Annotated in this window: 19 protein-coding genes; 7 read left to right on the top strand and 12 right to left on the bottom strand. The window is 59.0% G+C overall.

Annotated elements, in window-relative coordinates; translation table 11 throughout:
* Positions 1 to 16 precede the first annotated feature (16 nt).
* The 4 genes from DD236_RS11860 to glgB all read left to right on the top strand — a co-directional run bounded on the left by DD236_RS11860 (position 17) and on the right by glgB (position 7686).
* Complete coding sequence (locus tag DD236_RS11860) at positions 17 to 2101, top strand: maltotransferase domain-containing protein (RefSeq protein WP_109094625.1); 2085 nt, start codon at positions 17 to 19, stop codon at positions 2099 to 2101.
* Between the two features lie 69 nt (positions 2102 to 2170).
* On the top strand, positions 2171 to 3979 hold the full coding sequence (treS, locus tag DD236_RS11855) for a maltose alpha-D-glucosyltransferase (protein WP_109094608.1): 1809 nt from the start codon (positions 2171 to 2173) through the stop codon (positions 3977 to 3979).
* 10 nt (positions 3980 to 3989) lie between these two features.
* Positions 3990 to 5333: a hypothetical protein gene (locus tag DD236_RS11850; protein ID WP_109094607.1), complete on the top strand. Its 1344-nt coding sequence runs from the start codon at positions 3990 to 3992 to the stop codon at positions 5331 to 5333.
* Between the two features lie 94 nt (positions 5334 to 5427).
* Positions 5428 to 7686, top strand: a complete 2259-nt coding sequence (gene glgB, locus DD236_RS11845; RefSeq protein WP_109094606.1) for a 1,4-alpha-glucan branching protein GlgB — start codon at positions 5428 to 5430, stop codon at positions 7684 to 7686.
* A gap of 121 nt (positions 7687 to 7807) precedes the next feature.
* Here the strand turns inward: glgB and DD236_RS11840 are convergent, their stop codons facing one another.
* Together DD236_RS11840 and DD236_RS11835 are read right to left on the bottom strand one after the other, a co-directional pair.
* Positions 7808 to 8389, bottom strand: coding sequence for a TetR/AcrR family transcriptional regulator (locus DD236_RS11840; protein ID WP_109094605.1), 582 nt, complete (start codon positions 8387 to 8389; stop codon positions 7808 to 7810).
* Entirely contained in the window at positions 8389 to 8967 is a 579-nt protein-coding gene (locus tag DD236_RS11835) for a sugar O-acetyltransferase (RefSeq protein WP_243410311.1), read from the bottom strand. Before DD236_RS11835 ends, DD236_RS11840 begins: the two co-directional genes overlap by 1 nt.
* Between DD236_RS11835 and DD236_RS11830 the strand changes: the two genes are divergently transcribed.
* The gene (locus tag DD236_RS11830) at positions 8966 to 10189 is read left to right on the top strand and encodes an MFS transporter (RefSeq protein ID WP_207785814.1); all 1224 of its coding nucleotides are present in this window, start codon (positions 8966 to 8968) and stop codon (positions 10187 to 10189) included. The two genes, DD236_RS11835 and DD236_RS11830, sit on opposite strands and share 2 nt — an antisense overlap.
* 62 nt (positions 10190 to 10251) lie before the next feature.
* On the opposite strand, the gene DD236_RS11825 is transcribed toward DD236_RS11830, so the two are convergent.
* From DD236_RS11825 to DD236_RS11815, 3 genes are all read right to left on the bottom strand, one after another.
* Complete coding sequence (locus DD236_RS11825) at positions 10252 to 11169, bottom strand: sugar ABC transporter permease (RefSeq protein WP_109094602.1); 918 nt, start codon at positions 11167 to 11169, stop codon at positions 10252 to 10254.
* Positions 11169 to 12779 carry an ABC transporter permease subunit gene (locus DD236_RS11820; RefSeq protein ID WP_109094601.1) on the bottom strand — a complete coding sequence of 537 codons (1611 nt, stop codon included), beginning with the start codon at positions 12777 to 12779 and terminating at the stop codon, positions 11169 to 11171. Before DD236_RS11820 ends, DD236_RS11825 begins: the two co-directional genes overlap by 1 nt.
* 69 nt (positions 12780 to 12848) lie before the next feature.
* A complete protein-coding gene (locus tag DD236_RS11815; RefSeq protein ID WP_109094600.1) occupies positions 12849 to 14099 on the bottom strand; it encodes a sugar ABC transporter substrate-binding protein in 1251 nt (416 codons plus the stop codon).
* Positions 14100 to 14461: 362 nt separating this feature from the next.
* On the opposite strand from DD236_RS11815, the gene DD236_RS11810 reads away from it, so the two are divergent.
* A complete protein-coding gene (locus DD236_RS11810) occupies positions 14462 to 15472 on the top strand; it encodes a LacI family DNA-binding transcriptional regulator (RefSeq protein ID WP_109094599.1) in 1011 nt (336 codons plus the stop codon).
* Between the two features lie 160 nt (positions 15473 to 15632).
* Here DD236_RS11810 and DD236_RS11805 read toward each other — a convergent pair whose 3' ends face one another.
* From DD236_RS11805 to DD236_RS11795, 3 genes are read right to left on the bottom strand one after another with little or no spacing between them, the layout of a single operon-like run.
* Complete coding sequence (locus DD236_RS11805; protein ID WP_109094598.1) at positions 15633 to 16556, bottom strand: tetratricopeptide repeat protein; 924 nt, start codon at positions 16554 to 16556, stop codon at positions 15633 to 15635.
* Positions 16557 to 16560: 4 nt separating this feature from the next.
* Positions 16561 to 17571: a DUF8094 domain-containing protein gene (locus DD236_RS11800; RefSeq protein WP_109094597.1), complete on the bottom strand. Its 1011-nt coding sequence runs from the start codon at positions 17569 to 17571 to the stop codon at positions 16561 to 16563.
* On the bottom strand, positions 17564 to 18832 hold the full coding sequence (locus tag DD236_RS11795) for a hypothetical protein (protein WP_109094596.1): 1269 nt from the start codon (positions 18830 to 18832) through the stop codon (positions 17564 to 17566). Before DD236_RS11795 ends, DD236_RS11800 begins: the two co-directional genes overlap by 8 nt.
* Positions 18833 to 19053: 221 nt before the next feature.
* On the opposite strand from DD236_RS11795, the gene DD236_RS11790 reads away from it, so the two are divergent.
* Positions 19054 to 20322 carry a cell division protein DivIVA gene (locus DD236_RS11790; RefSeq protein ID WP_207785813.1) on the top strand — a complete coding sequence of 423 codons (1269 nt, stop codon included), beginning with the start codon at positions 19054 to 19056 and terminating at the stop codon, positions 20320 to 20322.
* Between the two features lie 7 nt (positions 20323 to 20329).
* On the opposite strand, the gene DD236_RS11785 is transcribed toward DD236_RS11790, so the two are convergent.
* The 4 genes from DD236_RS11785 to DD236_RS11770 all read right to left on the bottom strand — a co-directional run bounded on the left by DD236_RS11785 (position 20330) and on the right by DD236_RS11770 (position 23016).
* Positions 20330 to 20614: an ATP/GTP-binding protein gene (locus DD236_RS11785; protein ID WP_109094595.1), complete on the bottom strand. Its 285-nt coding sequence runs from the start codon at positions 20612 to 20614 to the stop codon at positions 20330 to 20332.
* Between the two features lie 61 nt (positions 20615 to 20675).
* Complete coding sequence (locus tag DD236_RS11780) at positions 20676 to 21839, bottom strand: N-acetylglucosamine-6-phosphate deacetylase (RefSeq protein ID WP_243410310.1); 1164 nt, start codon at positions 21837 to 21839, stop codon at positions 20676 to 20678.
* Positions 21840 to 21894: 55 nt separating this feature from the next.
* Complete coding sequence (gene nucS / locus DD236_RS11775; protein ID WP_109094593.1) at positions 21895 to 22587, bottom strand: endonuclease NucS; 693 nt, start codon at positions 22585 to 22587, stop codon at positions 21895 to 21897.
* Between the two features lie 21 nt (positions 22588 to 22608).
* Positions 22609 to 23016 carry a DUF2550 family protein gene (locus tag DD236_RS11770; RefSeq protein WP_165819917.1) on the bottom strand — a complete coding sequence of 136 codons (408 nt, stop codon included), beginning with the start codon at positions 23014 to 23016 and terminating at the stop codon, positions 22609 to 22611.

Here is a 23016-nt window from a genome sequence, read left to right as displayed (position 1 = left end):
CGCGCCGTTCTCCGAAATGGGCCGAATCCCCATCCGGGATATTGAACCCACAGTAGAAAACGGCTCATGGGCAGCCAAAGGCACCGAGTTCGAATCCTTCCCCGTGCGAGCCACCGTGTTCCGGGAGGGACACGACCTCTTTGGGTGTGAGGCCGTCTTGGTGGATCCGTCGGGGGCTGAGGTTCAGGCCGCGCCGATGGAACTCATCCGGCCAGGCCTTGGCGTCTACGAGGCATGGCTAACGCCCACGTATCCCGGAGCATGGAGCTTCTTTGTGCGCTCTTTCTCCGATCCCATCGCCACTTGGGAGCACAATGCCACGGCTCGAATCACGGCGAACACGGACATTGAGCTGGTCTTCTTGGAGGCACAGGAGTGGATTGACCGGGCTCTGAACAAGATCGGGAAGGCTCAGGGCAAGCTCGCATCGGGCGGGGTTCCCGTCTCGGCCTCACTGGCGCCGGTATCCGCCGAAGAACTCGCAGCTGATCGGACGGCTCTAGAGGACGCTCTGGCAGTGATCCAGATGGACCGGTTGGAGCCGACCGTTAGATTTGAGGCGGCAACGGCCCCGACCATCCGTACAGCGCTGGAACACGCGCCTATCCGCGACATGATCACAGAATCCTCGGCCTTCCCGGTGGCGGTTGATCGCTCCCGTGCTCTTACCGGTTCATGGTATGAAATGTTCCCGCGCTCGCACGGCTCCTATCAGGATGCCGATGGAACCTGGATTTCTGGCACGCTCGAGACCGCCTCTCAGGACCTAGATCGCATCGCTGGCATGGGATTCGACGTTGTGTATCTGACACCCGTCTCCCCCATCGGAACAACGAACAGGAAGGGGCGCAACAACACGTTGGAGGCCCTTCCGGGTGATCCCGGTTCGCCCTATGCCATCGGCTCGGCCGATGGCGGCCATGACGCCATCAATCCCGAGCTCGGAACGTTTGATGATTTCGATCGCTTCGTGGAAAAGGCTCACTCCTCCGGCATGGAGGTAGCTCTTGATTTCGCGCTTCAATGTTCGCCTGACCATCCGTGGCTCACCGAGCACCCCGAATGGTTTACCACCCGAGTGGATGGCACCATTGCGTATGCGGAGAATCCTCCCAAGAAATATCAGGATATCTATCCGCTGAACTTCGATAACGATCCGGAAGGGATATATCAGGAGATCGTCCGGGTGCTCCAAGTGTGGATTGATCACGGCGTGACCATCTTCCGCGTGGACAACCCGCACACGAAGCCCGTTCAGTTCTGGCAGAGGTTGATGGCTCAGTTCCGCCGGGACCACCCGGATATCATCTTTTTGGCTGAAGCGTTCACCGCGCCCCCAATGCTGCAGGGCCTTGGCGCCGTGGGCTTCCACCAGTCCTACTGCTACTTTGCCTGGCGCACCGAAAAGCAGGATATCGAAGATTACTTGTGGGAACTTGCCCACGATTCGGATCACCTTCTCCGGCCAGCATTCTGGCCCACCACGCACGATATCTTGACGCCGTTCATGCAGAATGGCGGGGCCCCCGCCTTCAAGCTTCGCGCAGTGCTCGCGGCAACCGGCGCTCCAACGTACGGGATCTACTCTGGCTATGAGCTTGTGGAAGACGTTGCGCGGCCCGGTTTCGAAGAACAGATCAATAATGAGAAGTACGAGTTTAAGCCTCGTAACTGGCAACAAGCAGAACACACCGGGATCCCGCATCTGCTCACCCAGCTCAATTCAGTTCGCCACAATCATCCGAGCCTCGGCCGCTTGCGCGGGATCCGCATTAACCCCACGTCATCGGACCAGATCATCTCCTATACTCGATTTGCCCGGCCAGAGGAAATGGGGGGCAATGCAGGCCCACTCGCCCCAGGCGCGCTTGCGGCAGACGCCATAATCACCGTCATCAATCTTGATCCCCACGGCGCCCACGACGCAGTGATCGATCTTAATCTCAGCCCCTTTGGGGTAACCCCCGGCTGGGCGGGTGAGGCGCTCCTTGAGGTGACGGATGAATTAACGGGTGAATCCTTCGAGTGGAATGAGCACCCCTATGTCCGGCTAGATCCGGATTCCCGGGTTGCGCATGTGCTTTCAGTCAGGGTTCTATAGAACGCGTACCCTGCGAGCGAGCGGAGCGCGGGAGACTATGTCCATCGTGAGGCTGACAGGATGTTATAGGTGAATCAAACGAGGCTCAATCCAGCAGTGTCGAATCCGGCTGTCGCTGAGAATCCCACCAGACCGGGCATTAGCACCGATCCGGAGTGGTTCCGGCACGCAGTGTTTTATCAGGTGCTCCTACGCGCCTTTGGCGATACCAAGGCCAGCGGTACGGGAGACATTCAGGGACTGATCGCCCACCTCGATTATCTGCAGTGGCTGGGGGTAGATTGTCTCTGGATTCCACCGTTCTACCCATCCCCGATGCGCGATGGCGGATACGACATCTCCGATTTCACCGCGATCGATCCCGAGTATGGATCACTGGAAGAGTTTGAGGATCTCATCACTGCGGCACACGAGCGCGGGATCCGCATCATCATCGACCTGGTAGTGAACCACACTTCGGACCAGCACCCGTGGTTCCAAGCCTCCCGAACCAATCCAACCGGCCCCTACGGAGATTTCTACGTGTGGGAGGATCACGATCTTAAGTATCGCGACGCCCGCATCATCTTCATCGATACCGAGGAAAGCAACTGGACTTTTGATCCAGTCCGCAAGCAGTTTTTCTGGCACCGCTTCTTTTCTCATCAACCTGACCTGAACTACGAGAACCCTGCGGTTCAAGAGGCCATTTTGGACGTGGCGCGGTTCTGGGCACGGCGGGGCATTGATGGCTTCCGGCTGGACGCCGTACCCTACCTCTTCGAAGAGGAGGGGACGAACTGCGAAAACCTCCCGAAAACACATGAGTACCTAGCCAAGATGAGGGCAACTCTGGACGCCGAATTCCCAGGAACGATCCTCCTTGCCGAAGCCAATCAGTGGCCTGAGGACGTGGTCGCATACTACGGGACCGAGGAGGAACCCGAATGCCACATGTGCTTCCATTTCCCGGTAATGCCGCGTATTTATTACGGGCTGCGGGATCAGCGATCCACCGCCATCCGTGACATTCTGGAGGCCACCCCGAACATTCCGGCCGGCACCCAGTGGGGCACATTCCTACGCAACCACGATGAGCTCACGCTCGAGATGGTGACAACCGAGGAGCGTGCCCGCATGTACGGCTGGTATGCCGAAGATCCCAGGATGCGCGCCAACGTGGGTATCCGGCGTAGGCTTGCCTCGCTCCTTGGCAACTCGCGATCGGAGATCGAGCTAGCTCACGCCCTTTTGCTCTCCCTACCTGGTTCTCCATGCCTGTACTACGGAGACGAGATCGGCATGGGCGATAACATTTGGCTGACGGACCGCGACGGGGTCCGGACCCCGATGCAGTGGACCCCTGACCGAAACGCGGGCTTCTCCACTGCCGATCCAGGAAAGCTCTACCTTCCCGTCATCAGTTCACTCGTATTCAACTCACAAGCCGTCAACGTGGAGTCCCAGCTTGCCCAACCGTCCTCCCTTCTACACTGGCTTCACGGCATCCTCGATGTTCGCCGGCAGCACCCAGTGCTGGGCGATGGCGATTTCAAGTTGCTCGAAGTGGATAATGAGGCCATCTTGGCGTTCACCAGAACGAATGCCACCGAAACGATGGTGTGCATTATAAACATGGCAAACACACCGCGGTCTGGAACGGTGAAGCTGGGCGCCTATAGCGGGTGGCATGCTGCCGACGTTCTGGGAGGCGCCGGGTTCCCGCGGGCCAGCGAACACTACACCGTGACGCTGGGAGCACGCGATTTCCTCTGGCTCTCCCTCACTCCTCCCGGATCCGAGACCGCGCCGCTTGAGGGCCTACCCGCGGATGCGGGGGATACAGGTATTGACTTCCTCGCCCTGTCCCGCCCGAGCCATCCAGAATCGTCAATCTAGGAGGTCCAGCATGGTTCACCCTCAGCACATCACATCTGCCATCACGGAGTGGATTGGGCCAGTGCGATGGCATCTGGGTGAATCCACGGATCTAACGGCGCGCGGCTACACCACCCTGCACTCCGATCAAGATGGCATCGTCATCTGGATGGTGGTACGCGATGGCTCAATCGATTACAACGTGCCGCTGGTGCTGACGCAGGGAACAGCGGATGCTGGTACTCCCACCGTTGGGCACGTGGACGGTTATGACATCTTTGATGCGGCCGATCACCCGCTTGGCCAGCGGGTGATCTTCAGCCTTCTCACGTCGGAGATAACGCCTGGACCCGAGGAACATTGGAAGCTGACAGGCAAGTCACTGCACCTTACCGCTCCTACAATCCGGTCAGCCCACAAGTTGACCTCCGAGCAGTCAAACACCTCGATCATCTATGAACTGGATGATTCGAAAAAGTTGATTCTCAAGGTTTTCCGGGTGCTTGCCCCGGGCTATAACCCCGATGTGGAGCTTCAGCAGGCCCTCGACGGAACAGGGACCGTACCGGGCCAATACGGTTCCGTCACGATGGGTTGGGACCAAGCCGCGCCCAAAGTATGTGAGGGACCGGGGCGGAGGCGAGCAGACGTCGTCGTCGCTCAAGAATTCCTCGAAGGCGCCCACGATGCCTGGCAGGTGATGACGGAAAGCTTGGCCGTTTCGGACGGAACTCTTGGTAACAAAGCCGATTCCATCCGGGGCCTCGGCCAACTGACGAGGCGCATTCACACCGAGCTTGCACACGCCTTCCCTCCCGTGGCTGCAGGAGATGTCAGGCGCGCTGAGATCGTTTCCTCGTGGCACACGCGGGCTGCGGCGGCAATACAGCTGGTTCCCAGTCTGGAATCTCTTAGGGGCGCGATCGATGCCGCCTACGAGGCTGCGGCCGGATCGCCTTGGCCTGATCTTCAACGGATTCACGGGGATTACCACCTCGGCCAAGTGGTGGAGGTTCCGGGGCGCGGGTGGTTTGCGCTTGACTTTGAGGGGGAGCCGCTGCGGCCGCTCAACGAGCGCACCGGGGTGGATCTAGCCCTGCGCGACGTAGCCGGCATGCTCAGATCCTTTGATTACGCAGCGGGTTCTGCCGAACTGGCAGGAGGCAACCCGGAAGTAGTGCACGCGTGGGCGAAAGCCGCCGGAGAAGCCTTCCGCGAAGGCTATGGCCCACTCCCCGAGGATCAGGAAGCTCTTCTGCGCGCGTTGGTGATTGACAAGGCTCTTTATGAGGTCTCTTACGAAGCTGCCGAACGCCCAACTTGGCTGAGTGTGCCCGTAACTGGTTTAGAACGTATCCTAAGTCACGTATCCTAGACATTAGGAGTTCGAATCCGGTTCACTCACCGGCCGGGCTTTCCACATGACAAAACTAGATAACCGCTCCACTTCAACATGGAAGAGTAAGGGCATGAACGCTATGGATTACGTAAACGTCAATGAAGACGTCCTCAACGCCGTATCTAACGGCTGGTACCACGCCCCCCACGATATTCTTGGCCCTCATGCTTCTGAGACCACCGTGACGATCCGAGTTATCCGCCGTCTCGCGGATTCCGTGTACATCGAAACTGAATCGGGACGCACCGAAGCCGTTCACGAGTTCAACGGGATCTGGCGGGCAGTCCTTCCGGGCACCGAGACTCCCGATTATCGCGTCATCGCAGTCTATGGCGGAGTGGAGCACCGGGGGGATGATCCCTATCGGTTCCTGCCAACGATCGGCGAAGTAGATATCTACCTATTTGGCGAGGGGCGCCACGAGCAACTGTGGAAGGCGCTCGGGGCGCACGTTCTCACCTACCCGAGCGATCTCGGTTCTGTCACCGGAACCGGATTCGTTGTATGGGCACCGAACGCCAAGGCCGTGCGGGTGGTCGGAGATTTCAACGGATGGGACGGATCGCTCAACGCGATGCGCACCATGGGATCTTCTGGGCTTTGGGAGCTGTTCATCCCCGGCGCTACCGAGGGTTCGCGTTACAAGTACGAGATCCAGTACACCGATCTGTCCTGGCACCAGAAGGCCGATCCCATGGCTCGGCGTTCCGAAGAACCTCCCTCAACGGCCTCCATCATCGCGGAGAGCTACTACGAATGGGGCGATTCCACGTGGATGGCCGATCGCGCCGTCACCGATCCCCACAATGGGCCCGTATCAATTTACGAAATGCACCTCGGATCTTGGCGGCCCGGCCTGAACTACCGGTCCATAGCCAAACAGCTCATCGGCCATTTGACCTACGCCGGTTTCACGCACGTGGAGTTCATGCCTCTGGCCGAGCACCCCTTCACCCCATCGTGGGGATACCAAGTGACAGGCTACTATGCTCCCACCGCCCGCTTCGGATCTCCCGACGATCTCAAGTACCTGATAGATGAGCTTCATAAGGCCGGGATCGGCGTGATCATGGATTGGGTGCCCGCGCACTTCCCCAAGGACGAATGGGCACTTGCCCGGTTCGATGGAACGCCACTATACGAGGATCCCAACCCGTTGCGCGGTGAGCATCCTGATTGGGGCACGCTCGTCTTCAACTTCGGACGGCGCGAGGTACGTAATTTCCTTGTGGCCAATGCGCTGTACTGGCTCAACGAGTTCCACATCGACGGTATGCGCGTGGATGCTGTGGCCTCGATGCTCTACCTTGACTATTCTCGCGAAGACGGGCAGTGGCAGCCCAACATCTACGGCGGGCGCGAAAACTTGGAAGCCATCTCGTTCCTCCAAGAGTCCACGGCAACTGCCTACCGTGCCGCTCCGGGCATCATGATGATTGCCGAGGAGTCCACTTCATGGCCCGGAGTGACGGGCCTCACCGAGGACGGCGGGCTTGGCTTCGGCCTCAAGTGGAACATGGGGTGGATGAATGACACTCTGCGCTACGTGGAAGAGAAGCCGATTAACCGCAAGTGGCACCACGGCGAACTGACCTTCTCTCTGGTGTACGCGTTCTCGGAGCAGTTCCTGCTGCCCATCTCCCATGACGAAGTTGTGCACGGGAAGGGTTCCCTCTACACGAAGATGCCAGGAGACGATTGGCAGAAGCTCGCCGGGATTCGCGAACTCTTTGCCTACCAATGGTCCCACCCGGGCAAGCAGCTTCTCTTCATGGGGCAAGAATTCGGACAGATTCAGGAGTGGAACGAATCTCGGGGACTCGATTGGTGGCTCACCGAGGATCCATCCCATGATGGAGTTCTTTCCCTCATCAAGCGGCTCAACGAGATCTATGTGTCCTCTCCGGCCCTGTGGTCCAATGATTTCCAAGGGGACGGCTTCGAGTGGATCGATGCCTCCGATTCCGATCGGAACGTCATCACCTACCTTCGCAAAGCCAGGGACGGTTCTGATGTCATCGCCGTGGCGTGCAACTTCTCCGGAGTGCCACAGAATGATTACCGGGTTGGGCTGCCGCGCGGAGGCCGCTGGAAGGAAATCCTTAACACCGATGACCTAGCCTTTGGCGGATCCGGTGTGGGGAACTTCGGCGATCTGACCGCCGAACGCATCCCGTGGAATGGGCGCCCCTACTCGCTCAACATGCAGCTCCCGCCCTTTGGCGTGATCTTCCTAGAGCCCGCTGGGCAGCGTGTTGGTAAGCATCTTGTAGAAGATGGAGTATCTGAACAGGATGTATCCGCTGACGATCCGCTGAGTGACCACTAAACAAGTGTTGTAAGGATTGAGGGGTTGCATCGCCGCTTAGACGGTGGTGCAACCCCTCAAGTACGCGGGTACGGTGTGCGGGCGGGGGCGGCGTATGGCACGCGGGTAGGGAGTCCGTGGGCTAAGAACGGCTGACCCTGCGAACCATCCGGGCCACAAACTCAGGGTCCAGCTGTTCTGTTCCAAGCGCCCCGTGGAGAGTGAGTCCCTCGATTAGTGCGTCTAGGCCGCGCGCGGTATCGGCATCGAAGTGTCGCATGAGGCAGGCACGGGACCGTGCCATCCATTCGTTGGTGATCGCCCGGAAGGCCGGGAGCCGGGCGGCTAAAGTGTAGAGCTCTTGGTTAAGGATCAGCTCGCTCTGGCTCGCAAACATATCCTCCATGATGAGCGCTACAACCGCATCTTGTGCCCGCTCAGTGCAATCGGCGTGGTTCATGCGTTTCTCAAGTTTGAGTGCAACCGTTTCAGCATGCCGGCGCATAGCCTCTTGCAGCAGTTCCTCACGCGTACCAAAATGGTACGTTACGGATCCCAAGGGGACGCCAGCCTGCTTTGCTACCTTCCGCATAGATGTACCAGAAATACCCACGTCCCCGATCACTTCGAGCGTAGCCATAACGATCTTCTCGGCCCGCTGCGGATCATATCGGGGGTTTGCGGGCGTGCGATCTCCCGCTCCAGTCCGGCCAGAGCCGCTCATCAGATACTCCTGACAACCCTCGCCGGGTTCCCTACAGCTACGCTGTTGGCCGGGATATCGCGAATCACCACGGAGCCGGCCCCGATCACTGAATTGTCTCCGATCGTCACGCCCGGGCAAATAATCGCGCCGCCACCAATCCACACGTTCGCTCCGATGGTGATGGGCTGAGCGGCTTCAAGGTGAGCCCGGCGCGGTTCAGGATCAACTGGATGAGTAGGAGTTAGTAGTTGAACGTTTGGGCCGATCTGGCAATCGTCCCCGATCTCGATACGGGCAACGTCCAGCGCCACAAGGTTGTAGTTGATGAAAGCTCGCGCGCCGAGGTGGATATTCTCGCCGTAGTCCACGGCGAGCGGCGGCTTTATATAGGCTTCCTCACCCAGAGATCCGAGCAGATCCTCCAACACTCCACGCGCAGCTGGATCGCCCTCCACCTCCAACTTGTAATAGGTATCGGCTAGTTTGAAGCCGCGGGCCGCGAGTCTGGCATTGTCGGGATCATCTGCGATATAGAGGTCTCCAGCGAGCATTCGCTCACGATTTGTCCGCGAGTCACCTTGAAAGAAGTCATGCATGTGTACGATTGTACACATGCAGTCCCCAGTCAACACTTTGACCGCGGCAGATCGCCGCGCGCGCGTTGCCGTTTCCGCGCTTTTCTTCGCCAACGGCGCGATCTTTGCTAACCTCGTTCCCCGTTACCCGGAGATCAAGGCCGCGCTGGGGATCGACAACACCATGTATGGATTTGCGGTGGCCGCTTGGCCTGTTGGGGCTATCCTCTCCGGGCTGGCAGCTGCCACTCTCATCAGGCGGATGGGATCGGCGAGGCTTGCCGTGCTGGGCACAGTTGGCACCGCACTCGCCGCCATCGGGGCCGGCGTTTCCCCAACCTACGTGCTGTTCGTGGCATGCCTCCTGTTTGGCGGTGCCATGGACGCCGTCACCGATGTGAGCCAGAATGCGCAGGCGCTCACCGTCCAAAAGCGCTATCCTCGCTCCATTTTCAATAGCTTCCACGCCACCTGGTCCATTGGCGCCGCAGGCGGTGGCCTTATGGCTGCCGGGGCCATCTCAATCCATCTCCCCATCAACATCCACCTCGGGATCTCGGGAATCACTTGGGCGGTTGTTGCCCTCATTGCCCATCGGTTTTGCATCCCCAAGGAAGCTGAACGTGACCTTCAAGAGGCAACTAGGGCCGAACTCGGAACTTCAAAGGTTTCCGTCAAGACCGTGCTCATACTCGGCGCCCTCGTCATCATTGGGATCGCTGGAGCGGTTGGAGAAGACTCCGGGAGCTCATGGGCTGCCCTATACCTGAAGACCGAACTCGACGCTCCGGCCAGCCTTGCCGGGCTTGGATTCACGGCCCTCGTTGGCACCCAATTCATCGGGCGAGCCACTGGTGATCGCTTAAGCGATCGCTTTGGCGTTCGAGCAGTTACCCGCACAGGCGCGCTCATCACGGCGCTCGGAATGGGCCTTGCGCTCGCCTTCCCCACGGTTCCCGGCACCCTTATTGGGTTCGCATCAATCGGCCTTGGCCAAGCCACAATCATCCCCGCGGCCATGGCAGAAGCCGACCGCATCCCGGGCCTCAGGACAGGAACTGGGCTCACGATCGTGACCTGGTTGCTGAGACTCGGCTCGCTATGCGCCCCACCGATAGTTGGGGCAATCGCCGATACCGTCGGTATTCGCTACGGCCTGCTCATCGTGCCACTGCTCTCGCTGCTGGTTGTTGCAGTGGCTGGGGTGCTGCCTCGCAAGAGTCTGGCCAACCCCGAGTCTTGACGCAAACCGGACTTCGTTTCCGGGGCTTGACGCGAACCCGGGGAACGATCACGAAACGCCCGTCAGCCCTTGACGGAACCACCCGTCAGCCCCGCCACGATGTACTTCTGCAGGAACAGGAAGAGCAGCAAGATCGGAAGAGCGGCAATGATGGCGCCGGCGGTGAACCAGTCCCAGTGCTTATCCATGCCACCGACCCAGCTGTTCATGCCGATGGCCATGGTCCAGTTCTCAGAGCCGGTCAGTACAGTGTTGGCCAACACGAAATCGTTGAACGCGGAGATGAAACTGAGCAGGCCCACAACGGCCAGAATTGGTGTCACTAGCGGAAGAACGATGGTCCAGTAGATCTGAGTGTGGGAGGCTCCATCGATCTTGGCAGCCTCGTCCAGCTCCAACGGGATGGAGTTGAAGGTGCCATACATGAGGAAGGTGTTGGCGCCCAGCGCACCTCCCAGATACACGCAGATAAGGCCCAGCTTAGAGTTCAGCCCGAGCGCTGGCACAACGTCACCCAGTGCCAGTAGCAGCAGGAAGATTGCAACGAAGGCAAGAAGCTGCGGGAACATCTGGACCACCATAAGTGCCATCAGCCCGCCCCGGCGGCCGCTGAAGCGGAAACGAGAGAAGGCGTAGGCCGCAGCCGCGCCCATGAGGACCGTCCCGATCGAGGTAATGATGCCAATCTGGAGGCTATTGCCGAACCACGTCCAGAACCGCGTCTCATTCCCGAGTTCAGCAAAATTCTCCAGCGAGATCTCTGAGAATAGCGAATTTGATGCTGTCAGCGTGGTGCCAACCGAAGGGTTGAGCGCAGCCGAGATAACGTAGAGGATCGGGAACACGGAATAGATGATGGCGATCACGCCAATGACGTGCCGGAACCCGATCTCTTTGAACCAGCGTCCGAAGGGCATCTTGTTCGCACGCGCGTCTGCTTGGGGAACCTCAACGTGGGGAGTCTGCTCAATAACGCTCATCACTGTGCTCCTTCCATAGCCTTGGACTTTCTGAAGCTGTACATCGAAATCGCGCCTACGATGAGGAAGATCAGGATGGACATGGCCGAGGCCAGTCCGTAATTCTTCGCAGCCTGCCCGGAGAGCCCGGAGATTTGGTACACCATCGAAATGAGGATGTCCGTGTCACCAACGGGCACGGAGGCGTCCGAGAACCGTGGCCCACCGCGAGTCAACATGTAGATGAGATTGAAGTTGTTGAAGTTAAAGGCGAAAGAGGCGATGAGCAGCGGCGTCACCTGAGTGAGCAACTGCGGCATGGTGATGTAGCGCCATACCTGAAATCCGCTGGCACCATCGATCTCCGCTGCCTCGTTAAGATCGGAAGAGATTGACTGAAGGGCACCCGTGCAGATGAGGAACATGTAGGGGAAGCCCATCCACAGGTTCACGAAGATCACAGAGAATTTGGCCAGCCACGGATCGGTCAGCCATGGAACGTTTGCCCCTCCCAACAGGACTTGATTGATGAAGCCGTATTTTGGATTCATCATGCCCGCGAACAGGAAAGCCGTCATGAACGCTGGGAAGGCGTAGGGCAGCAACATGAAGGTGCGGTATACCTTGCGCCCCCGCATGCGCTCGTCGTTCATGATGAGTGCGAGGAACATTCCGAGCAAGAAGGTAGTGGCCACAGAGAGGAAGGCGAACGCGAAGGTCCACAGCAACACCTTGACGAATGGCTGGGAATAGCGCTGATCTGCGAATGCCTTACTGAAGTTATCGAAGCCTACGTTGACGCGCCAGCCCGTTGTCAGGGTCTCGCCGTCGTCGGCCTCAAAAAAACCTGTATCCCCGTTCGCAACGTAGACCTTACCCGTCTTATCCGAGACAAGCGCGTCCAGATCTTCGTCGTAATGCATTGTGGTTTGGAAAACGAAGCCCGTCCCGCCCGTCTGAGTTCCGATGGCACCATCCTCCGTATCGTCCGTGAGCGGCACCCTGAGTTCAGTCACCTCGTTTTGACGGGTTCCGAGTTCGGAGAGGTTGACAATGTCGTAGCCGGAGACTTCCGTTATTTTATTGTCGACGACGACGCCATCGACCTCCTCAAGCGGCTGGGTCTCTGTGCCGGCGCGGATAACGCCGTTGTCCAAGATGGCAAACCCAAGATCATCGCCCGATTCAACAACAACTAGAGGGTACTGCGGCGAATCAGGGACGCGTTCAACTGACCGCAGCAGGAGTGCATCGGTTGCTCCCTCCTTGGTCAGCATGTGGCGGTCACCGTAGTTCGTGAACGCCACGTAGCCGGTGTAGGCGATAACGAAGATCTGGAAGACTAGGAGGAAGGCAAGCCCGGGAATCAGGTACTTCAAGGCGAGCGTGCGCTTGGAGAAGTACACGTAATCCGCTGCCAGAATCAGCGCGAGCATCGCAGCGAAGATTCCCCACTGGGAAGCGGTTGCCGCCGATATGAGAACGTAGATTCCCAGTGCGTTCACAACTGCCATGAGCACCAGCTTGACGAAGAAACCGGCGCTCCAACTCCGTGCATGGGGCGTAGTGGCCTTGCGTTCTACGCGTGGCGCTTTCGCGCTGGGTTCAGCGCTTGTGTGCTTGCCTGCCATATTTCCTCCGAACAGGTGGGCGTGTGACGGTCCCCCGTCACACGCCCAGTGTCACTTCACCTACTTGCGTTAGTTCGAGGCGTCGATTGCAGCCTGAATATCGTCAACCATCTTGTCCCACGCAGCAACAGGGTCAGAGGCATCACCGGAGATGATCTGCGCTTCGGTCACACCCCAGAAGGCCCAAACCTCACCCATCTCGGGGGTGGACGGCATCGGCTGCGCGACTTCAGCAACTTCGGCGAAGCCAGCGGTTGCATCGTCCTGCGAAGCCTCCTCAGCCGCGGCCGTCAGAGCCGGGAGGCGGTTACCCGTCTCGTAGATGGAGAACTGGACGTCCTTGGTTCCCACGTAATCAATGAGGAACTGGGATGCCAGGAGCTGGTTATCCGAGGCGGAGGACATGTAGAAGCCCTGCACACCGGAGAATGGAACCGCGGTCTCCCCACCAGCGGATGGGATCGGGTCCACTGCAACGTCAATTCCGGCATCCTCGAAGTCTGCGATCATCCACGGCCCACCGAGAATGTAGGGAGACTCTCCGTTCTTGAATGCATCCACGGCAATATCGTAATCAATCGCGGTGTCCAAAACGCCAGCCTGGCCCTGCTCTGCCAGCCACTGCGCGTAGGCCTGACCGTTCTCACCGCCGAGGGCAAGATCGGATGTGTAGGAGCCATCGCTATTCTGCTCAAATACGGGAGCTCCGAACGAGGTCTGGAATGGGTAGAACGTATAGGGATCGCCCTCAGCGCCGGTCTGGACTAGGAATGAGTAGTCCGTTCCAGCTTCCTCACCCATAGCGATCATGTCATCGAAGGATTCCGGCGTGGAATCGGCCAGAGCCGTATTGCGGATAATGGCCGTGTTCTCAATGGCGTAGGGCAGACCGTAAACCTGACCGTCGTAAGTAAAGGCGGAGATGGAAACTTCTGCGAAGTCAGCTGCGCCATCACCCAGCTCGATCGGGGAAACCACACCGTTGGCTGCGAATTCGCCGAGCCAGTCGTGAGCACCCACCGTAATGTCCGGGCCCTCTCCGTTAGAGACCTGCGAGAGGAAATCTGCGCGAATCCCGTCAAAGTCCTTAACAACCAGCTCTACCTTGTTGCCGGTCTCTTCCTCATAGGCAGCGGCGGCTTCCTTCAGCGCTGGCTCGCGGTTACTATCCGTCCAGACGGTGAGGTTGCCATCCCCTGCGGGCGCGGCTGAAACGCCCTCGGTAGCTGAATCTGTAGATCCTGAATCATCGTTGCCACCGCAAGCGGCCAGCGTGAAGGCCATGCTTGCCACGGCCGCGAGCGCAATGCCCCGTCGCATATATTTCTCCTGAGAATAAAGGTTTAATTATGGTTGTAGCTTGCATGTGCTCCCACGCACCGGCAACCTGCTGTAAGACTAGCTGGTTACATCACAGTTTGCAAGAAGTTGCAAGATTGTGCTGTGAGCTACAGGTGGCGGCAAGATTGAGAACTTGGCGTGATGCTCTAGCAAATCAGCTAATATTGACGGGCGCTGCAGTGGCGCTAGGTATTGTACTAATGTAAACTCTTGCAGCAACGGGGTGCCTCACAGCTGTTGTGGAGCCGTTCCGTGCAATATCTTAGCTTCAAGGGGCCGTCCAGTCGGCCCCGATATATTGTGGGTTACTCATTTACTGATCGAGACAAAGAGTTGGAACAATGACGAATCGAATCCGTCTCGCCGATTTGGCGCAGCAGGCTGGTGTCTCCACGGCAACGGTCTCACGCGTGCTCAACGGGAAGGACACTGTTGCGCCTTCCACTCGCAAGGCCGTTCTGACAGCGTTGGACTTGCTTGGCTATGAGCGTCCAGAACGCCTCCGTCAGCGTCCCAGCAGGCTTATCGGCATGATCGTTCCAGAACTGACGAACCCCATTTTCCCGATCTTCGCCCAGAACCTCGAATCCACGATGGCAGGCGCCGGCTACACTCCCCTGCTGTGCACGCAAACGGCGGGTGGTATCACCGAGGATTCCTACGTGCAGATGCTTGTGGATCAGCATGCCGCCGGAATCATCTTTGTGTCCGGTCTTCACGCCGATACCCAAGCCTCGGCAGATCGCTACCAGCGCTTGGAGGAGCTCGGGATACCGTATGTGACCCTCAACGGGAACCGCCCCGATGTTGCCGCTCCCGATTTCTCTCCGAATGATGCGGCGGCAATCGCCCAGGGAGTGCGCCACTTGGGATCGCTCGGCCACACCCACGTCGGCTTGGCTATGGGGCCTGACCGCTTCATTCCCTCCCAGCAAAAGACTCTCGGGTTCAGCGAAGCCATGGAGAACCTGTACCCGGGTGAGCCCGCACCCATCGTCAACACGCTTTACACCGTTGAGGGCGGCCAATCGGCCGCCGCCCAGCTCATCGACATGGGTTGTACGGCAATCCTTTGTGGCAGCGACATCATGGCGCTCGGCGCGATTCGCTACTTCGAATCGTCTGGGTTGTCCGTACCCGAGGACATTTCGATCATCGGGTACGACGATTCCCCGCTCATGGCATTCACCAATCCACCACTAACTACCTTCCGTCAGCCGGTACGCTCCATGTGCGAGGCCGCGCTCTCCACCATCTCCGGCCTGATCGATGGGAGCGGGACATCTCCCCGCTCTCTCACCTTCCAGTCCGAACTGATCGTTCGTAAATCGACCGGGCCCTGCCCCAAGTAGCTGCGGGGTCATGCGCGAAGTAACCGCCGGTTACCACTCGAAAACTCGGGGCACGCGTGCAACTTTCCCGTGCTGAGTAATTGGCCTCCAGGTGAAGTAAAGGGCCTCCGAGCCGGGGTAGTAAACCCCTAGCCGGGAGGCCCTTGCATCAAGATCAGTGTTAGGAAAAGAGCGCCATCGCGAGCGCCTTGCGCGCCTGACCAACCGCAGGATTATCCGAGCCGACAATCTCGAAGAGCTCCAGAAGGCGCTTGCGTGCCGTCTCGCGATCCTGACCTGAGGTCACCGAGATAACATCGATGAGCCTCTGAAACGCGGCCTCGGGCCTACGGTTATAGCATTCAACATCCGCGGCCGAAAGCTGGGTGGGGACATCGTCAAGGCCGGCGGCTTGCGCCTGCTGCATGAGTGCCACAGGATCGGTCACTTCGCGCACGCGCTCCACCAGCTCTACCTGCGCCAGCATCTTCTGAGATTCCTCATCGCCCGGATTATCCTTGAGCGCCTGAGTAAATTCGGCCTTCGCCGTCTCTAGATCGCCCGCGTCTACGGCGTCGAAACCCGCAGCCTGATGCGGCGGCCGTGCTGGAGCCGCAGGCTCCTCTGGCTCTTCATCACCGCTGAGTACCGCAGTCATCCCATACTGGGCGGCCGTTTCGAGTACTCGATTGATGAGCGGCGCAATCTCGCTATCATCGGGTGAACCTTGGAAGAGCGGGACGGGCTGTCCTTGAATGAGCGCCACAGCCGCCGGGACTCCCTGCAGGCCGAATGCCTGAGCAACCTCCGGGCTGGCACCCACATCAACCTTGCCGAGCTGGAAATGGCCGCGGGCTTCCCCGGCCAGCGCCTCGAGCTGAGAAGTGAGTTTGACGGATGCCTCTGACTGCTCCGCGTAGAAGGAAAGCACAACGGGCAGTTGCCCTGACGTCTCCAGTACGCCGCGCAGATTATCCTGATTCACGTCCAGAACATACGGCCCGGGAACCGTGCCATCCGGCCCCGCTTGGGCGGGCGAGGCGCTCTGTGCTAGTCCCGAAAGGTCTACCGCTCCGTACATTGAGCTTGCCAGAGGCTGAGTCATTAAACTATCCGTTCTTCACCTTGATGAGTACCGGGTCGCTGGCGCCAATGGTAGTTATGGCCTCATCCTCGGCGCCATCCGCCGGTATATGGATTGCCACCATGACAGTGTAGTTCGCTGTCAGGGTCCCGCTCACCTCGATTTCGCCATCGGCTTCGCCGCTAGCAAGCGCCCCGATGGTTGAACCCAGGGTGACTGTCGCATTCTCCTCAGTAACCTCGATCTTGGTGGTGAAGTTCAATCGGCCCACCACGAGGGCACCGCCATCATCCGTTGCGAAGGACACCGGGTCAACATCGGCTACCTTGAAGCCCATATCTACCGTTCCGGCATCCCCAATGGCTTCAGCGTTGCTCTCTTTGCCCTTCGCCAAAGTGTCACGCAACTTATCGTCGGTGAACTTCATGTTGTCCGGGTTCTTACCGCTTTGGGCGGCCTTCGCGTACCCGGCCAGAGCACCCGATGGGCTAGCAACAAGGCCATCAGCCTCATCCTGAGCGATCGTGCTAGCGCTACTTTCCTCGAGTGACAGCGCGGGGAATGTGGCCCCTGGAAGAATGTCCAGTACGCCCCAGAGCTTCCAATTCTCCCGTGCAGTAGGCTGCTGGAAAACGGAGATCGTCTGGAGATTGGAGCCCTTGGGGGCCTCCATCACAGAGATCGCGGAATGCGGGTAATTCTGAGCAGAGGAAACAGCCGTTTGAATCGGTGACGCTGAGAGCTTCTCCAAGCCATAGCTGTCCGCAAGGACATTCTTGAGCTTGTACTCGCCCTTTCGGATCGTCGCAAAAGGTCCGGTCGCGCGGTCCGTAAGCAGATCCGCATCCAGCTCTGCATCAGCATCCGCGACTGACGCGAAGATCTCCTCTTGAATATCCTCAAATGATTCGGTAGATACGGCAGCACGTGCGGCTTCAGGTGCCGCTGACGGCTGTGGCAAAGCCTCGTCTGATGCGCACCCAGACAGGGCCAGAGAGGCTGCCGCAAGAAGGGCAAATCCACCATACTTACGCATTCTTATTCTCCTCACTGTCCGTTTCGGTTCCGTCTGTTGTTTCGCCGTCCTCAGAAACTTGGTCATCATCTGAGTATTCAACCGGTTCGGCAGTTTCTTCTGTTTCACCAAATTCCTCGGCAGGCATCTCAGCCGCCTCATCTGCTTCCTCGGACGCATCCTCAGCATTCTCGATAGCTTCGTCGGAGTTCTCTGCTTCCCCAACGGCCTCGGACTCTTCATCGGCCGCTTCCGTGGGCCGGTCGGCACTCCCCGCTGACTCGCCAGATCCCTCGCCAGGGCTTACCTCACCGGTATCCTCCGCGAGTTCGTCTTCTTCAGCTGGCAGGACGATCCGATCATCATCGGACAGCTCACGGTTACGGAACTCTTCGGCACGCTCGCTAACGGGAAGGATTCCGGCACCGAACCCACGGGCCGTCTTCTCGCTTTGGACGTCGCGGGACTCGCCCGCGAGCTCATCGTTTTGTGCCAAGAGTTCGTCAACCTCTACGGCTGTCAGAACGCTCGTTGATGCAGAAGAACGGGAGGCGCGGGCAGCGAACTTCGCTTCCCGAGCGGCCCGGCGTTGCCTGCGGCGGCGGGCCTCCTGAACGTCTAGAGCATAGAGCAGGATGCCAATGAGGGTTACAAGAGCACCAACCGCAATGAGCGGCACCGCTAGATCGTTGCCGACCTCGCGGTTCCAGGTAAGTGTAAGGGTTGGGGCCTCTCCACTCGTTGTGGTTGCCAGCAGCGAGATCGCACCAGCATCGGCAACGCGGTAGGAGAGATCAACCTTCTTCTCTCCCTGCTCCACCTGGAGCCACATGTCCGAAGTAGCCAAGAGCTCCGGATCAACGTCCGCGAACTCAGGTTCGTCTGCATTTTGATCCGCGTCTTCATCTGTGGGCGTACCAGAAGGCGCGGGCGTGGCTTCGGGTGTAGCCGCTGAATCTGGGCCGGCAACCTTCAGGGTTTCCCAATCGGCTAAGCCACTGACAGTGGAAACGTCAGTTCCCTCGGCCCAAGCATCAATGTCATCGGCGGCACCAAAGGCCACGATAACCTCTGAATCATCGGGGGCCTCAAGGGCAATTGAGACATCCTCACCAACCAGATCAATAACGCCCGGATCCGTCTTGATGAAGGTGGAGTTCGGTGCCTCCGCCGTTGCCCGAACGCTGCCATCGGGTGCCCAGAACGTTAGGAACCCAACGCCAATAATCATGGCGATGATTCCAAACGTGGCCAGCGCGGCGCTGACGATTCGTCGCATCATTTCCCTCTCATTAGCCCGAGAGCCTTACTTGGCTCTAAACTTCTACTATCACGTACTCGGACTGAGCTCATATACTTAACCAGATAACGGTTTCATAACGATACCGTGTATAGCTGTGTTTTCGCGGTTAGCTCAGTCACGGTAGATGTGGAAGATGCTCTCACTTTACTATTCTGGTCAGGACAAGGGTTCGGCCCCGAACACCCTGAGAAAGGCTCATCATGGTGGATGAAAATCCTCAGTTCCCGCTAGTTCGCCGCGGATACGATCGCGCTCAGGTTGATCAGCGCGTCTATTCACTTGAAAGTGCTTTGGAGGAAACCCGCTCTCAAGTTGCTGAGCTAGACTCGCGGATTCTTCGGCTCTCAGGTGAATTAGCCGAGGCACAGGATCACCTGCGTGAACAGGACCGCCCGTCCTACGCCACACTCGGTTCTCGCGTTGAGCGCCTCCTGCGCTCAACGGAGCAACAAGCTCTCGAGGTGATGAGCCGCGCAAACGGTGACGCGAAGGCGATCATTACCCGCGCCCAGCGCAGTGCCGATGAGCTCACCAAGTCCGCCGAGGCCGAAGCTCAGGACACCCTTGCCAACGCGTATAGCGTTACTGAAAAGCTACGCACCAGCACCGAGGCCGATGCTGCGAGCCTCACCAAGAACTCCCAGATTTCGGCGGACGAAACTGTTGCAACGGCCACCCGAAAGGCAGAGAGGATCCTGATGGAGGCTAAGTCCGAGGCATCATCGCTGCGTTCACAAGCCGCCAATGAATCTCAGGAACTACGGGCCAAAGCCGATGCAGAGATCGCGGAGCTACGGACCCAAGCCGAGGAAGAAGTGGCTCGGCTCCGCGCCGAAGCCGAACGCGAGGTTCAGCAAATAAAGTCCGAGGCGAATGAGGAAGTGGCATCACTTCGCGCCGAAGCCGATCGTGAGATCTCCACCAAGCGCAAGCAGTCCGCAGAAGAACTCAGCGCCTCGGATCAGGAGGCACGCCGCAAGATCGATGAGATGATTGCCGATGCTGACCAGCGTGCAGACGCCGCAGAACAGCGCCTAGCCGAAGCGATTGAGCGGGCCGAGGCCCTGACGGCATCCTCGCAAGAGGACGCTGCAGAGCAGCTCAACACCGCTCGCGACGAGGCCGAACGCGTCTTGTCCCTAGCGCGTGAGGATGCACGCCGGCTCCGCACTGAAGCCCAGGCTGAGGCTCAGGAACGCACAACGGAAGCTGATGAGCACCTTGCGCACCTAGAGCAGCAGAGGGCCGCTCTCTCGTCCTACGTTGAAGACATGCGTTCGCTTCTCTCGGGAAGCGATTCTGGCCTGACGCTCTCCTCGATCGTCGGGGCTGCCGATGCCGAGGAAGCACCCAGCGAGGCTGGCACCGACCAGCCTGACGCCGACGAAAACGGAGTTCCCGCTGACGACAACACTGAGGAAGCCACTTTCGGTACGGAGGGCGCTCCCGAAGAACCCACTCAGGACTAGCTGACGGTCACCGGCGGCCGCGATGCTTCCAACAGGAAGTATGCCAATGCCGCCGGGACTCTTGGCCGTACTGGGCGCCCCAAATGGTGTCCTCGGTCCAAGCCACCTCGTGTGACTCTCCGATCGCGACGATCCCGCCGCAACCAGGGCACACATATTCCTTCTTGCCGGATTGAATGTGGTGCACCTTGTATTGGGTACCGCCGCTACCTTCTTCGAAGTGGACTCCTCCTAATGCCGCGTTCTCATTGAGAGGGCGGACGGGACGGGAGTACTTCTTGGAACGGCGCACCCATCTAGGCTAGCTCAGCATCGCCACCACATGAGTGGAAGATTGCTCTCACCCGAGAGCCTCAGGCCACGATCCGACCCCGGCGGTACACCCGCTCCACCTCAAGCTCTGGCGAAACCAGGAGCACGTCCGCACGCATGCCCTCCCGCAGCTCACCAACGTCCGTTCTGCCAAGCACGCGCGCCGGAGTACGAGTTGCCATTTCAACGGCGGTGGCTAGGTCCACTCCATAGGCCACCACGTTGCGCACAATGTCCATCAGGAACCGCGTTCCGCCGGCGAGGTTTCCCCCGCGCAACCGAGCAACGCCGTTCGTCACATGTACCAGCAAGCCGCCCAGCTCGTAGGTGCCATCAGGCATGCCGGCCGCGGCCATCGCATCAGTGACGAGCGCGATGGAATCGGGACCAAGAATCTCCACCACATCGCGCACCAATTCATTGGAGACGTGCACGCCATCGGCGATGATCTCCACCGTAGCGCGATTCAGGCGGGCCGCTGCCATGTATTCCATGACGGGACCGGGTGCGCGATGGTTCATCTCCCTCATCGCGTTGAAGAGGTGATCAACAACGGGGTAATCCAATGGCGCTTTTCCATGATCCGCAAGGAGCGTGCAGGCCAGATCATTCATTCGACGCGCGATTGTGGAATCTGCATTCGTGTGGGCCCATGCAGGAAGCACGCCCCTTCGGGCTAGACACTCAACAAGGTCTGCCGCACCCTCCAACTCGGGGGCCACGGCCATTGCCCACGCATACCCACCCGCTGCATCCAAAAGCAGCTCTGCACACGCCGGGTCAGGGGCCAAGAGATAGTTCGCGTTTTGGGATCCGCAGCGTTCGCGCGAGAGGAACGGGCCCTCGATCTCGATCCCCTCAATCAGATCCTCCTCGCACGCCTGCGCCAGAAGCCCGAGAACAAACTCCATCCTCCCGAACTCCATAGTTGAGGTTGCTGCACTCAATACGGTTGTGCCGTTCTGGCGATGGTACATGGCCGCAGCTGCAACCTCATCGCGCATGGTGGCATCGGGAAAGGACTCTCCTCCACCGCCGTGACAGTGCAGATCAATGAGCCCCGGAAGGATGTATCCTGCCTGCCGGATATCTGGATCACCGGGGCGCGGCGGGCCTACATAGGTTAAGTGCTCGGATTCCCAAGCAACAACGGCGTCGTCCCATACCTGTGAACCAACTACCGCACGTCCGCGTAGCACTTCCACGAGCATCTCCTTTGAGTCGAATAACGCCAACGGAGCCTCACCTACGAGCGCACGCCTAGAATAGACGGTCCTCCGGATGATCGATCCCGCGCATTTCGTCGTAGTCCAGTATCACACACTCAATGCCACGATCCTCGGCAAGCACGCGGGCCTGCGGCTTAATGATTTGGGCGGCAAAGATACCGCGCAACGGTTGCAGGAGAGGATCCCTTCCCAGAAGCTCTAGGTAGCGGGTTAACTGTTCTACGCCGTCGATCTCCCCGCGGCGCTTAACCTCAACCGCCACGTACGTTCCCTCGCCGTCGCGGATCATGAGGTCCACGGGCCCGATAGGTGTGGGGTATTCGCGCCGGACCAGCGAACCCCCGCCAAGGCGGTCTACTTGCTCAGCCAGAAGGGCCTGAAGGTGGGCTTCCACGCCATCTTTGACGAGGCCTGGCTCCTCACCAAGATCGTGAGCAACATCAGCAATGATCTCGAATAGGCGTATCACTAGGAGGTCGCTGGTCTTCTTATGCGCTACCTCCCAGACTTCCGTAACGCCGGCCTCAGCTTCTTCGATATCGGGCTCGCGGACCTTCATGGTGGCGGGCGGGCTCATCCAATTAAGTGGCTTGTAGGAGCCCCCATCAGAATGGACTAGTACCGAGCCGTCGGCCTTGACCATGAGGAGGCGATTGGCCATCTCGAGGTGAGCGTCAAGCCGCCCAGAGTATTCGACCGAACACGTTGCATATACTGTGCGCACAGCAGCACACCTTACCAGCTCTTAGAGCCCCGTCCTCTGTACACCGGGAGGAGCTGAATCGATCCACGAAACCAACCCGGCAAATGAGTTGGCACTCATCGCTGCCACGAGCGGAAAATCGCCATCTAGAACTTCAATGATCATGGTTTCCGGGTCCTCCTTCGAGGGCCGGTGAGAGACAAGAACGAAGTTCTCTCGTGTAATCACGCGCCGAGCAACGGGAGAGATTGACCTAGCCCGGTACCAGCTAAGCGAATCCTGCCCGAGGATCAAGACGCCCGTACGCCACTTCGCGTGAGGATTACGTAATGAGCACTGGACGGCGCCACCAGCCCGCAGCAGCAGCACAAAGCGCAGCAAGAGCCACAGGGCGGCCAGAACGAAAAGAACGGCCAGAACGCACACTATCCAGAAGAGTAGTTCGTTCAT

This window comes from Ancrocorticia populi (assembly GCF_003123745.1).
In the GTDB taxonomy this organism is placed as follows: domain Bacteria; phylum Actinomycetota; class Actinomycetes; order Actinomycetales; family Actinomycetaceae; genus Ancrocorticia; species Ancrocorticia populi.
Note: the sequence above shows the minus strand (reverse complement) of the source record. Positions and strands in the feature narration are given on the sequence as shown.